Origin of the sequence: Streptomyces sp. 15-116A, assembly GCF_025290915.1 — a bacterium.
In the GTDB taxonomy this organism is placed as follows: Bacteria; Actinomycetota; Actinomycetes; order Streptomycetales; family Streptomycetaceae; genus Streptomyces.
Genome location: NZ_JAOCQE010000054.1, coordinates 1 through 12752 on the forward strand (window position 1 = coordinate 1; position 12752 = coordinate 12752).

10 protein-coding genes are annotated in these 12752 nt (G+C 71.1%); 6 read left to right on the forward strand and 4 right to left on the reverse strand.

Annotated elements, in window-relative coordinates; translation table 11 throughout:
- Positions 1-530: 530 nt before the first annotated feature.
- A complete protein-coding gene (locus N4P33_RS12385; RefSeq protein ID WP_260826432.1) occupies positions 531-3653 on the forward strand; it encodes a sacsin N-terminal ATP-binding-like domain-containing protein in 3123 nt (1040 codons plus the stop codon).
- 188 nt (positions 3654-3841) lie between these two features.
- Positions 3842-4708: a hypothetical protein gene (locus N4P33_RS12390; RefSeq protein ID WP_260826433.1), complete on the forward strand. Its 867-nt coding sequence runs from the start codon at positions 3842-3844 to the stop codon at positions 4706-4708.
- 81 nt (positions 4709-4789) lie between these two features.
- Here the strand turns inward: N4P33_RS12390 and N4P33_RS12395 are convergent, their stop codons facing one another.
- Positions 4790-7183, reverse strand: a complete 2394-nt coding sequence (locus N4P33_RS12395) for a cation-translocating P-type ATPase (protein ID WP_260826434.1) — start codon at positions 7181-7183, stop codon at positions 4790-4792.
- Positions 7184-7312: 129 nt separating this feature from the next.
- On the reverse strand, positions 7313-7618 hold the full coding sequence (locus N4P33_RS12400; protein ID WP_260826435.1) for a DUF2530 domain-containing protein: 306 nt from the start codon (positions 7616-7618) through the stop codon (positions 7313-7315).
- A 151-nt stretch (positions 7619-7769) separates the two neighbouring features.
- On the opposite strand from N4P33_RS12400, the gene N4P33_RS12405 reads away from it, so the two are divergent.
- The gene (locus tag N4P33_RS12405; protein WP_260826436.1) at positions 7770-9221 is read left to right on the forward strand and encodes an NCS2 family permease; all 1452 of its coding nucleotides are present in this window, start codon (positions 7770-7772) and stop codon (positions 9219-9221) included.
- Between the two features lie 13 nt (positions 9222-9234).
- Here N4P33_RS12405 and N4P33_RS12410 read toward each other — a convergent pair whose 3' ends face one another.
- The gene (locus N4P33_RS12410; RefSeq protein WP_073934554.1) at positions 9235-9417 is read right to left on the reverse strand and encodes a ribbon-helix-helix protein, CopG family; all 183 of its coding nucleotides are present in this window, start codon (positions 9415-9417) and stop codon (positions 9235-9237) included.
- A 156-nt stretch (positions 9418-9573) separates the two neighbouring features.
- Here N4P33_RS12410 and N4P33_RS12415 point away from each other — a divergent pair, with 156 nt between their 5' ends.
- Together N4P33_RS12415 and N4P33_RS12420 are read left to right on the forward strand one after the other, a co-directional pair.
- The gene (locus N4P33_RS12415; protein WP_260826437.1) at positions 9574-10011 is read left to right on the forward strand and encodes a MarR family winged helix-turn-helix transcriptional regulator; all 438 of its coding nucleotides are present in this window, start codon (positions 9574-9576) and stop codon (positions 10009-10011) included.
- Between the two features lie 25 nt (positions 10012-10036).
- Complete coding sequence (locus N4P33_RS12420; protein ID WP_260826438.1) at positions 10037-11407, forward strand: MFS transporter; 1371 nt, start codon at positions 10037-10039, stop codon at positions 11405-11407.
- A gap of 5 nt (positions 11408-11412) precedes the next feature.
- On the opposite strand, the gene N4P33_RS12425 is transcribed toward N4P33_RS12420, so the two are convergent.
- Positions 11413-12000 (reverse strand): Uma2 family endonuclease, encoded by a 588-nt coding sequence (locus N4P33_RS12425; RefSeq protein WP_260826439.1) that lies wholly within the window; start codon positions 11998-12000, stop codon positions 11413-11415.
- Between the two features lie 93 nt (positions 12001-12093).
- Here N4P33_RS12425 and thpR point away from each other — a divergent pair, with 93 nt between their 5' ends.
- Complete coding sequence (gene thpR / locus N4P33_RS12430) at positions 12094-12666, forward strand: RNA 2',3'-cyclic phosphodiesterase (RefSeq protein ID WP_260826440.1); 573 nt, start codon at positions 12094-12096, stop codon at positions 12664-12666.
- The last annotated feature ends 86 nt before the right edge of the window (positions 12667-12752 follow it).

Below are 12752 nucleotides of genomic sequence, written 5' to 3' on the forward strand. Positions count from 1 at the left end.
GGCCGTGGTGTCGGCGGCGGCGACCGCGACCCCGGCTCCCATCGCGACCGAGCCCGCCAGGCCGGCGGCCAGCACGGCGGCGCGGGTACGGGTCAGGGGCGTACGGGGGAGACGGGACATGGCGCGCTCGAACATCGAAACCTCGTGGTGCAGGGGGCAGAGGAAAACCACCCGACGCACAGGACCGCGCCGCGGTGGCTGTTCATTGGTAGCCCGAGCCGGGCAAAGGCCGCAAAGGTGTGACCTACGACGGAAGGTCGTATATCGGGCGTGAGATCCAGGTCTCTTGACGGAGGGGGCCGACGGGCGCGGACCGCCATTTCAGGGCGATCGATCAGCCTCGGCCGGTCAGCCGATGTCCGGATTTCACGGCTTCTGTCACTAATCCGGGTAGTACTGCTTCTCGCGCCTGTGCCGCTTGTCACCGGCAGCCCGGTCCGGGCACCCGTCGCATGTGGCGTGGGTCTCCGGTGAGCGGGGCGGTACCTTCGACCTCACGCGCCGATGTGGGCCCCTGAGGAGAGATCAACGTGAGCAAGTTCGTGCGGCCCGCCGCAGAGGGGGCCGATCCGTTCGGGACGGCCCGGTTGCGGCGCGGGGTGCTGGACGCCTGGGCCACCAGCCCCGCGCGGTTCCGGGAGGACGCCAACGCCGAGGAGGACCTCGTCCTCGGCGGCTACCGGGACCGGCTCGTCGTCGAGCTCGCGCAGAACGCCGCCGACGCCGCCGCACGGGCCGGGGTGCCCGGCCGGCTGCGGCTGACCCTGCGGGACGGCGTCCTCGTCGCCGCCAACACCGGGGCCCCGCTGGACGCCGCCGGCGTCGAGTCGCTGTCCACCCTCCGGGCCTCTGCCAAGAGGGACGCCCCCGAGCGGGCCGTGGGCCGGTTCGGGGTCGGGTTCGCCGCCGTGCTCGCGGTCACCGACGAGCCCGCCGTCGTCGGGCGGCACGGCGGTGTGCGCTGGTCCCTCGGCGAGGCACGGACGCTCGCGGACGACACCGCCCGGCACAGCCCCGGCCTCGGTGACGAGATCCGGCGGCGCGACGGGCACGTGCCCCTGCTGCGGCTGCCCTTCGCCGCCGAGGGCACCCCGCCCGCCCCGTACGACACCGCCGTCATCCTGCCGCTGCGTGACGCGGCCGCCGCCGATCTCGCCGAGCGGCTGCTCCACGCCGTCGACGACGCCCTGCTGCTCGCCCTGCCCGGCCTGGAGGAGGTCGTCGTCGAGGCCGGGGACGACGAGCCGCGGACGCTGCGGCGCCGCACCGAGGGCACCCTCGTCGTCGTGGAGGACTCCCGGGAGGGGACCACCCGGTGGCGTACGGCCGCCGCGCACGGCCCGCTCAGCGCCGAGCTGCTCGCCGACCGGCCCGTCGAGGAGCGGCTGCGGCCGCACTGGTCGGTCACCTGGGCCGTCCCGGTCGACGGCGACGGCAGCCCCGGGCGGCCCCGCACCAGCCCCGTCCTGCACGCGCCCACCCCCAGCGACGAGCCCCTCGGCGTGCCGGCGCTGCTCATCGCGTCCTTCCCGCTCGACTCCACCCGGCGGCACGCGGCGCCGGGACCGCTCACCGACTTCCTCGTCGAGCGCGCCGCCGACGCCTACGCCGAACTCCTCGCCGAGTGGCGGCCCGTGACCGCCGGGATCATCGACCTCGTGCCCGGGCCGCTCGGCAAGGGCGAGCTGGACGGGGCGCTGCGCCAGGCGATCCTCCAGCGGCTGCCGCGCACCGCGTTCCTGCCGCCTGCGGCCGTACCTCACGACGACTCCGAGCTGCCCGAGGCGCTGCGCCCCCGGGACGCCGAGCTCGTCGAGGGCGCGGGCGCCGACACCGTACGGGTGCTGGCGGAGGTGCTGCCCACGCTGCTGCCCGCAGGGCTCGAACGGCGCGTCGAGCTGCGCACGCTCGGCGTCGCCCGGCTTCCGCTGACGGACGCGATCGACCGGCTCGCGGGTCTGGAGAAGGCGCCGGAGTGGTGGCACCGGCTCTACGAGACCCTGGCCGGGGTCGACCCCGACCGGCTGTCGGGGCTGCCCGTGCCGCTGGCCGACGGGAGGACGACGATCGGGCCGCGGCAGGTGCTGCTGCCGGGCATCGAGGCCGCGCGGATCGACCCGGAGGTGCTGGCCCGGCTCGGGCTCAAGGTCGCCCACCCGGACGCCGCCCACCCCCTGCTGGAGAAGCTCGGCGCGCTCCCGGCGACCCCGCGTGCCGTGCTCACCACGCCGCAGGTGCGCGCCGCCGTCGCCGCGTCGCTGGCCGACGAGGGGCCCCTGAACTGGGAGGAGGACGCCCTCGACACCGAGGAACTCGCCGACACCGTGCTCGGCCTCGTCCGCGACGCGGGCCTGGAGCCCGGCGACGAGCCCTGGCTGGGCGCCCTCGCCCTGCCCGACGAGGACGGCGAACTGTCCCCGGCCTGCGAACTGGTCTTTCCCGGCGGCCCGTTCGCCTCCGTCATGCGTGAGGGCGAACTCGCCGCCGTCGACGCCGAGTTCGCCGAGCGGTGGGGCCAGCAGCCGCTGGCCGCCTGCGGGGTCCTGGTGAACTTCGCGCTGATCCGCGCCACCGACGTGGTCCTCGACCCCGACGAACTCGACCCGAGGGAGAGCGACTTCGCGGAGCCGGACGACGCGGGACTGCTGGACGCGGTGGACGTGTGGTGCGAGGACATCCTCGACCGCTTCCCCGACACGCCCGTGCCGCCGGTCGCCACCGAGATCGTCGCCGTCCGCGACCTGGACCTCGTGGACGACGACCAGTGGCCCCGCGCCCTCGCCCTCCTCGCCCGCCCGCCGCTGCGGGACGCCCTCACCCAGCCGGTGCGCATCCTGCTGCCGGACGGCACCCACGAGGTCGTACGGCCGTACACCGCATGGTGGCTGCGCGGCCACCCCGTGCTCGACGGGCGCCGCCCGGCAGGACTGCGCGCGGCGGGCGGCGACCCGCTGCTGCGCGGGCTGTACGACGAGGCCGACGCGACCGGGTTCGACGACGAGCAGGTCCTGCGGGCGCTCGGCGTCCGTACGTCCGTGGCGGCGCTCCTCGACGAACCGGGCGGCGCGGCCGAGCTGCTGGACCGCCTCGCCGACCCGGACCGCGAGGTCACCGCCGCCCAACTGCACGCTCTGTACGGCGCCCTGGCCGAACTGGACCCCGAGCAGGTGACGCTGCCGGACGAGCTGCGCGCGGTGATCGACGGCCGGGTGCGGGTGGTGGACGCGGCGGACGCGGTGGTCGTCGACTCGCCCGACCTGCTGCCCTTCACCGAGGGCGTCCCCCTGCTCCCGGTCCGCCCCACCCGCGCGGCCGACCTCGCGGAGCTGTTCCAGGTCCGGCGCCTGAGCGAGTCCGTCACCGGCGAGGTCCACTCCGAGGGCACGGAACACGGCGTGCCGGACTCGGTACGCGTACTCCTCGGCCCGAGCACCCTCACCTCCTACGTCGAACACGAGGAACTCGTCGTCGACGGCGTAGAGATCGACTGGCGCCTCACCGACGACGGCGTCCTGCACGCCTCCACCCTGGAGGGCGTGGCGGCGGGCCTGGCCTGGGCGGCCGGCCAGTGGCCCCGCCGCTTCGAGGTCGCGGCCCTCCTGGAGGACCCGTCCCGCACGGAGGAACTGGCACGGGACCGGTGGTTCGACTGAGGCGAAGCGCCCGTACGAGGCCGTGAGAAACGCTCGCACAAATTCTCCACGCCTCGTACAACCATTCGCCCGGGTGGTGAATCTGATCTTCCGAGTCAACAGACTCCACGATCACTTGGGCCCCGTGCCGACGACGAGCCGTTGGGGACGACCAGAGCCGGGGCCCCTCTCTCCCACCTGGGGAACGCATGCGCATTCGAGCCACTGTGGCCGCCGTCTCCGGCGCCCTGGCCCTCTCCGCCCTCGCCGTCCCGGCCGCCCAGGCCGACGGCCCCTCGTACCGTGAGGAGGCCGCGGCCCACCTCGCGGCCTCGCACTCCGCCCGGTCCGCCTTCGCGGCCGGTGACCCCAACGGGGACCTGGACGTCTCCTTCTCCAACCTGAAGATCACCAAGGCCGTCAAGGTCGGCACGACGAACCACGTCTCGACCTCGGTGACCTACACGATCACCCACGGCGCCGACGTCGACATCCACTCCGAGGACTTCGCGACCGGCCCGTTCATCTACAAGGGCGCCTTCGCGGCCCCGGACAACCTGCTGCTCGGCGACTACCCGGCGATCTGCACCTCCACCTCGCCGACCACCGCCACCTGCACCGGCGACATCGACGTCTACCCGGCCTACGGCGAGCTGATCAACTCCGACGCCGGCAGCTGGAAGGCCGGCGGCCTGGCGCTGAACTTCGCCACGGAGGAGTTCTCCGAACAGGGCGACCTGGGCACCACCCTGGTCCAGCGCTACTCCAGGCAGACGGTCAACGCCTCCCCGGAGCCGGTCACCAAGGGCAAGACCATCACGGTCACCGGCAAGCTCTCCCGCGCCAACTGGGAGGACAACGAGTACCACGGCTACACCAACCAGTCGGTGAAGCTGCAGTTCCGCAAGAAGGACTCCAGCACCTACACCACGATCAAGACCCTCAAGACCAACAGCACCGGCAACCTCAAGACCACGGTCACGGCCTCCACGGACGGCTACTACCGCTTCAGCTTTGCGGGCACGACGACGACTCCGGCGGTCAACGCGGCGGGCGACTTCGTAGACGTCCGCTAAAACGCGCCCCGATAGGGGCGCGGGGAACTGCGCGAGCAACCACAACGGACGGAAAGCCGACCGCCGTTTCCCAGCGAAGCGTCATGCTGGGAACCGGCGGTCGACCCATTTCCACAGAAACTCCAGGGTCACCGCCGCGACCACCGCCACCCCCACCGCGACCCACGGCATCGTCATCCCCACCAGCTTCAGCGCGAAGAACTCCTGCAGCCACGGCACGACCAGCACCAGCAGGAACGCCCCGGCCATCGCCGCCACCAGACCGATCCGCCACCACGTGTACGGCCGGGCGATGATCGCCAGCACCCAGATCGAGATCAGGAACAGCGTGAGCGTCGCCGCACTCGTCTCCGCGTCCAGCGCGCCCTCGCCGGTGTAGTGCGCGCGGGCGATCAGATACGTCGCGAAGGTCGCCAGCGCGGCCAGCACGCCGCCGGGAATGGCGTACCGCATGACCCGGCGGACGAAGTGCGGGCGGGCGCGTTCCTTGTTGGGGGCGAGGGCCAGGAAGAACGCCGGGACGCCGATGGTCAGCGTGGACAGCAGGGTCAGGTGGCGGGGCAGGAACGGGTACTCCACCTGCGAGCAGACCACCAGCACGGCCAGCAGCACCGAGTACACCGTCTTGACCAGGAACAGGGTCGCCACGCGCGTGATGTTGCCGATGACCCGGCGGCCCTCCGCGACCACCGACGGCAGGGTGGCGAAGCTGTTGTTGAGCAGCACGATCTGCGCGACCGCCCGGGTCGCCTCCGACCCGGCACCCATCGCCACGCCGATGTCGGCGTCCTTCAGCGCCAGGACGTCGTTCACACCGTCGCCGGTCATCGCGACCGTGTGCCCGTGCGCCTGGAGCGCGCCCACCATGTTCCGCTTCTGCTGCGGGGTGACCCGCCCGAAGACCGTGCCCTCGTCCAGCGCCTCGGCCATCTCGTCCCGGTCGGCGGGCAGCCGGCGCGCGTCGATCGTCCGGCCCTCCAGGCCGAGCTTGGCGGCGACCGCGCCGACGGACACCGCGTTGTCGCCGGAGATGACCTTCGCCCGGACGTTCTGCTCGGCGAAGTAGCGCAGCGTGTCGGCGGCGTCCGGCCGCAGCCGCTGCTCCAGCACCACCAGCGCGGCCGGCCGGGCGCCCTCGGCGACGTCCTCGTCGGACAGCGCGCGCTCGGTGCGGGCGAGCAGCAGCACTCGCAGGCCCTGCTCGTTGAGGCGATCGGTCTCCTCCAGCGCCGGGTCGTCGGCGTCCAGCAGCACGTCGGGCGCCCCGAGCAGCCAGGTGACCGCCCGGCCGTCGCCCTCGTCCAGCGCCGCCCCGCTGTACTTGCGGGCGGAGGAGAAGGGCAGCGCGTCGGTGCAGCGCCAGCCGTCGGCCGCGGGGTACCGGTCGATGATCGCCTTCAGGGAGGCGTTGGGGCGGGGGTCGGACGCGCCGAGGGCGCCGAGCACCCGATGGACGTACCTCTCCTCGCTCCCGTCGAGCAGCCGCAGCTCGGTGACGTCCATGCCGCCCTCGGTGAGGGTGCCCGTCTTGTCCAGGCAGACCGTGTCGACGCGGGCCAGACCCTCGATGGCGGGCAGCTCCTGCACCAGGCACCGCTTGCGGCCCAGCCGGATCACGCCGATCGCGAAGGCGATGGAGGTGAGCAGCACCAGCCCCTCCGGGACCATCGGCACGATGCCGCCGACCGTGCGGGCGATGGAGTCCTTCAGCTCGTTGTCCTTCACCACCAGCTGGCTGATGATCAGGCCGATCGCGGTCGGGACCATCATCCACGTCACATACTTGAGGATCGTGGAGATGCCCGAGCGCAGCTCGGAGTGGACGAGGGTGAAGCGGGACGCCTCCTCGGCGAGCTGCGCCGCGTACGCCTCGCGGCCCACCTTGGTCGCCTGGAACGCGCCGCCGCCCGCGACCACGAAGCTGCCCGACAGCACCTGGTCGCCGGGCTGTTTCACCACCGGGTCGGCCTCGCCGGTGAGCAGCGACTCGTCGATCTCCAGCATGTCCGCCTCGACGCACACCCCGTCGACGACGACCTTGTCGCCCGGCCCGATCTCGATGAGGTCGTCCAGGACGATCTCGGACGTACTGATCCCGGCGGCCACCCCGTCCCGGCGCACCGTGGGCCGCACCTCGCCGATCAGGGCGAGCGAGTCCAGGGTCTTCTTCGCCCGCCACTCCTGCACGATGCCGATGCCGGTGTTGGCGAGGATCACGAAGCCGAACAGGCTGTCCTGGATCGGCGCGACGGCCAGCATGATCACCCACAGGACGCCGATGATCGCGTTGAAGCGGGTGAAGACGTTCGCGCGGACGATCTCGGTCAGGGACCGGCTGCTGCGCACGGGGACGTCGTTGACCTGCCCGCGCGCCACCCGCTCGGCGACCTCCGCGGAGGTCAGCCCGGTCACCGGGGAGGTGAGGGTGGCGGGGCGTGCGACGTCGACCTGGGAGCCCGCGTCGAGATGCGTCATGCATTCGACGGTACGTGCGGTTTTGGGGGTTCACCCGCCGAATGCGCGGAAGATCCGACCAGGGGAGGACGGGTGCGGGCGCGTGTAGTGCCGTGGTCGTACGGCGGTGGGGGATACGGGGGTTGAGGGTCAGTCGGCGGTGGAGGCGGGGGACTGGCCGGACTCCTGCCCGGCCCGCTCCGCTCGCGCCCGCTTGATCGCGGCGTCCCGCCTGCGGACGTACCAGATGCCGATGAAGCCGAGGCCGCCTCCGGCCAGACAGGTCCACAGCCACCAGGTGTGGCCGTGCTCGTCGAACCAGCCGTAGAAGGGCAGCTGCACCAGGAAGAGGACGAACCAGACGATCGTGCCGCCGACGATCGTGCCGACGACGGGCCCCTCCAGGGGCTCCGGCGCCTCGTGCCTGATCGGGGTTCCCGAGAAAAGCCCTGCCATGGGCGACAGCTTACGGTGCCGCGCTCTCTACGCGAGTAGATGGCAATGCGGCCGTTATATGTTCATACTGAATCCGTTTGTCTCTGACCACTTCTGTTCGTAGAAAACACCAAAGGACCTTGGGGGAGGTCCGCCGGTGATGAGGTCCCGCATGTCCACCTCGGCCCCCGCCAAGGCCCCCGTCCCCGACCAGCCGGGGTCCGGCCCCGCGTACGGAGCGCTCGACCGCTTCTTCAAGATCTCCGAGCGCGGCAGCAGCCTCGCCCGCGAGGTCCGCGGCGGTTTCGCCACGTTCTTCGCGATGGCCTACATCATCGTGCTCAACCCGATCATCCTGGGCAGCGCGAAGGACATGTACGGCAACCAGCTCGACAACGGTCAGCTGGTCACCGCGACGGCGCTCACGGCGGCCTTCACCACGCTGCTCATGGGCGTCATCGGCAATGTCCCGATCGCGCTGGCCGCCGGACTCGGCGTGAACTCGGTCGTCGCGCTCCAGCTCGCCCCGCGGATGTCCTGGCCGGACGCGATGGGCATGGTCGTGCTGGCCGGTTTCGTGGTGATGCTGCTGGTCGCCACGGGTCTGCGTGAGCGCGTGATGAACGCCGTGCCGTACGGGCTGCGCAAGGCCATCGCCATCGGTATCGGCCTGTTCATCATGCTGATCGGTCTGGTCGACTCCGGCTTCGTCTCCCGTATCCCGGACGCCGCCCAGACCACCGTCCCGCTCCAGCTCGGCGCCGACGGTCACCTCAACGGCTGGCCCGTGCTCGTCTTCGTGCTGGGCGCGCTGCTCACGCTGGCGCTGATCGTGCGCCGGGTGCCCGGCGCGATCCTGCTGTCGATCGTCGCGATGACGGTCGTCGCCATGATCATCAACGCGCTCGCCGACGTGCCCTCCTGGGGCCTGACCAACCCGACCTGGCCCGGAAACCCGGTGGCCACCCCCGACTTCGGACTGATCGGCGAGGTCAGCCTGTTCGGCGGGTTCGCGAAGGTCGGGGTGCTCACCGGCATCCTGTTCGTCTTCACCGTGCTGCTGTCGTGCTTCTTCGACGCGATGGGCACGATCATGGGCGTCTCCGACGAGGCCAAGCTGACCGACGGCGAGGGTCAGATGCCCGGCATCAACAAGGTGCTCTTCGTCGACGGCATCGCGGTCGCCGCGGGCGGTGCCAGCTCCGCCTCGGCCACCACCTGCTTCGTGGAGTCCACCGCCGGTGTCGGCGAGGGCGCGCGCACCGGCTTCGCCAATGTGATCACCGGCGCGCTGTTCGCCCTGGCGCTGTTCCTCACGCCGGTCGCCACCATGGTCCCGTCCCAGGCGGCCACGCCCGCGCTGCTCGCGGTCGGCTTCCTGATCCTGGCGGGGTCGATCAAGGAGATCGACTGGGCGGACTACACGATCGCCGTGCCGGCCTTCGTGACGATGCTGATGATGCCGTTCACCTACTCGATCACCAACGGCATCGGCATGGGCTTCATCACCTTCGTGGTGCTGCGTCTCGCGGTCGGGCGGGGCCGGGAGGTGCCGGTGGCGATGTACGTGGTGGCGGCGGTGTTCGCCTTCTACTACCTGATGCCGGCGCTGGGGCTGACGTAACACCCGCTGTGGGTCATGTGACCCCGTAGAACTTCTCCGTCTCCTCGACGGCGGTCTGGAACCGCTGGTCGAAGTCATCGCGCATGAGCGTCCGGACGACATAGTCCTGGACGCTCATGCCGCGTTTGGCGGCGTGTTCGCGGAGCCGTTCGAGCAGTTCGTGGTCTATGCGCAGGCTGAGCACGTCGGTCCCCATGTCCCTGAGCGTCGCCGCACACTCTGGTGCGGTGTGTCAGGTTCCGTTGAAGGATCACCCGTATGAGTGATCCGGTGTGTGACCGGCGGCCGTCAGGGGCATCCGTGGGTTCCTCCGACGGGCCTTTAGGGAGGGTAATGAGGTAAGCTAAAGAACATGCCGGACCTCAGCCATGGCGACGACGCAGCCGCCGTGAACGCCCTCCGCTCCGCCGTGATGCGGCTGTCCCGTCGGCTCAAGCACCAGCGGGTCGACGAGTCGCTCAGCCCCACCGAGATGTCGGTGCTCGGCACCCTGGCCCGCTGCGGCCGGGCCACCCCGGGCGAGCTCGCCCGCAAGGAACACGTCCAGCCGCCGTCGATGACCCGCATCGTGGCGCTGCTGGAGGCCAAGGGGCTCGTCCGGCTGGAGCCGCACCCGGACGACCGGCGCCAGAAGGTCGTGACGCAGACCGAGCAGGCCGAGGCCATGCTCGAGGAGAGCCGCCGCAAGCGGAACGCCTTCCTGGCCTCCCTGGTCGAGGAGCTCGACGAGGACGAGTGGGCCAAGCTGCGCGCCGCGGCCCCGGTGCTGGAGAAGCTGGCGCATCTGTAAGCGTGATCCGCGAGGAGGCGAACCTTTGAGTACGGGACCCGGAACACCTTCCGCCCCCGCTCCGCACACCCACGACACACCTTGCGGCACCCCCGTCGGGCGTCGACCCCGCAAGACCTCGATGTTCTCCTCGCTGAGGATCAGGAACTACCGCCTGTTCTTCCTCGGCCAGGTCGTCTCCAACATCGGCACCTGGATGCAGCGCATCGCCCAGGACTGGCTGGTGCTCAGCCTCACCGGCTCCTCGGCCGCCGTCGGCATCACCACGGCCCTGCAGTTCCTGCCGATGCTCCTGTTCGGCCTGTACGGCGGTGTCCTCGTCGACCGCCTGCGCAAGCGCCCCACGCTTCTCGTCACCCAGTCCGCGATGGCGCTCACCGCGATCGCGCTGGCCGTGCTCACCCTGACCGGCCATGTGCAGGTCTGGCACGTCTACCTCGCCGCCTTCGCGGTCGGCCTCGCCACCGTCGTCGACAACCCGGCCCGCCAGTCCTTCGTCTCCGAACTCGTCGGCCCCGGCCAGCTGCAGAACGCGGTCAGCCTGAACTCCGCGAACTTCCAGTCCGCTCGCCTGGTCGGCCCCGCCGTCGCCGGCCTGCTGATCACCGGCGTGGGCACGGGCTGGGCCTTCCTCCTCAACGGCCTGTCCTTCATCGCGCCGCTCACCGGTCTGCTGCTGATGCGCTCCCGTGAGCTGCACGCCGTCGAGCGGGCGCCGCGCGGCAAGGGGCAGCTGCGGGAGGGCCTGCGCTATGTCGCCGGGCGCCCGGAGCTGATCTGGCCCATCGTGCTGGTCGGGTTCGTCGGCACGTTCGCCTTCAACTTCCCGGTGTATCTGTCGGCCTTCGCCGACGACGTCTTCCACGGCGACGCGGGCGTCTACAGCATGTTCAACACGCTGATGGCGGTCGGCTCGGTGGCGGGTGCGCTGCTGGCCGCGCGGCGCGGGACGGCCCGGCTGCGGCTGCTGATCCTGGCGGCGCTGGCCTTCGGTGCGGTGGAGATCCTGGCGGCGGCGGCACCGGCGCTGTGGATGTTCGCCCTGCTGATGATCCCGATCGGCCTGTTCGCGATGACGGTCAACGTCACCACGAACACCAGCATCCAGATGTCCACGGACCCAGCGGTCCGGGGCCGCGTCATGGCCCTCTACATGATGGTCTTTCTCGGCGGCTCCCCCGTCGGCGCGCCGATCGTCGGCTGGATCACCGACACGTACGGCGCGCGGGCCGGCCTCGCGGTCGGCGGTGCGGTGGCGGTGACGGCTGCGGCGGTCATCGGCCTGATCCTGGCGAGGGTGGGCAACCTGCGCCTGACGGTGGGCTGGCACCGGGGGCGTCCGGTCGTGCGGTTCGTGCCACGGGAGCGGGGGGAGGCGCTGGCGCCGGTGAGCTGAGGGGGTCAGTCGCGGCGGAACTTGTCGGTCTTCAGGGTGAGGCCGACGGGCGTGTCGGTGAGGTCGATGTCGACGCCGAAGTCGAAGCTGACGTTGCCGTGGTACTTGCCGTCCTGCGGCATCGTGTGCAGGTGCCATTCGCCCGTGTACGGGTCCACGATCAGGAACACGGGGACGCCGGCGGCAGCGTAGACGTCCTTCTTCGGGCCGTAGTCGTTGGAAGCCGTGCGCTTGGAGATGACTTCTGCGACGAACTCGACGTCCTCGGGGCGGAAGCGCCCGTTCTCGTCCTCATCGGCGCCCTCCCGGATCGCTGTCACGTCAGCGGCGATCCCGTTGAGGTGTCCGGGGTAGTCGATGCGGACGTCGGACAACAGATGTTCTTCGGGGTAGCGGCTGCTCAGTTGCTTGAGGATGCTGAAAGTGATCCCCCAGTGAGTGCGGCGCTGCGGCGTCATGAAGATATGCCCCCCGACGATCTCGGTCTTGTAACCCTCGGGGATGGGCATCTTCTCCAGCCACTCGAACATGGTGTCGAGCGTGAGTTCGTCGCCCGTCTCGGCCATCTCGATCCTCTCGTCGAGGACGGTCATCGTGGCGCTCCTCCCCGGCTGCCGTTCGTCGCATGCAGCCGCGCAGTACAACGATACGCACGGTGACAAGGTCACACCCGGCAGACTGGACCCATGAGACTGTTCGCGGCGCTGCTGCCCCCCGAGGACGTGACCCAGGAACTCGCCGCCGAGGTGGCCCTGCTGAAGAAGCTCCCCGGGGCCGATGGGCTGCGCTGGACCGGGCAGCCGGGGTGGCACTTCACCCTTGCCTTCTACGGGGAGGTCGACGAGGAGCTGGTGCCCGAGCTGACGGACCGGCTCGGGCGGGCCGCGTCGCGTACGGAACCCTTCACGCTGGCGCTCAGCGGGGGCGGGCAGTTCGGGCGGGGCAGGGCCCTGTGGGCCGGGGCGGACGGGGATCTGCGGGAGCTGGGGGTGCTGGCCGGGCGGGCCGAGGCGGCGGCGCGGAAGGCCGGGATCGACATGGGGGAGCACCGGCGGTACAAGGCGCATCTGACGGTGGCCCGCAGCCGGGACGCCGTGGACGTACGCCCGTACGTCGAGGCCCTGCGCGCGTTCCGCAGCCGGACCTGGACGGTGAGTGAGCTGGCGCTGGTGCGGAGCAACCTGCCGACGTCCGGGGTGCCGGGGGAGCAGCCCCGTTATGAGACGGTCGCGCGTCATGCGTTCCGGGCGGGCGGTTAGGCTCGAGGACGTGGACCCGAAGACCCGTAACCGGATCATGGCCGGTGCGCTCGTGCTGATGTTCGTCGTGGTGGCGCTGGCGGCGG

Bases quoted from the DNA above. Each gene is read 5' to 3' on its own strand.
- N4P33_RS12425 (WP_260826439.1), bottom strand. From the start codon at position 12,000: ATGACCGTCCTCGACGAGAGGATCGAGATGGCCGAGACGGGCGACGAA.
- thpR (WP_260826440.1), top strand. From the start codon at position 12,094: ATGAGACTGTTCGCGGCGCTGCTGCCCCCCGAGGACGTGACCCAGGAA.
- N4P33_RS12400 (WP_260826435.1), bottom strand. From the start codon at position 7,618: ATGGCAGGGCTTTTCTCGGGAACCCCGATCAGGCACGAGGCGCCGGAG.
- N4P33_RS12395 (WP_260826434.1), bottom strand. From the start codon at position 7,183: ATGACGCATCTCGACGCGGGCTCCCAGGTCGACGTCGCACGCCCCGCC.
- N4P33_RS12410 (WP_073934554.1), bottom strand. From the start codon at position 9,417: ATGGGGACCGACGTGCTCAGCCTGCGCATAGACCACGAACTGCTCGAA.
- N4P33_RS12405 (WP_260826436.1), top strand. From the start codon at position 7,770: ATGTCCACCTCGGCCCCCGCCAAGGCCCCCGTCCCCGACCAGCCGGGG.
- N4P33_RS12415 (WP_260826437.1), top strand. From the start codon at position 9,574: ATGCCGGACCTCAGCCATGGCGACGACGCAGCCGCCGTGAACGCCCTC.
- N4P33_RS12390 (WP_260826433.1), top strand. From the start codon at position 3,842: ATGCGCATTCGAGCCACTGTGGCCGCCGTCTCCGGCGCCCTGGCCCTC.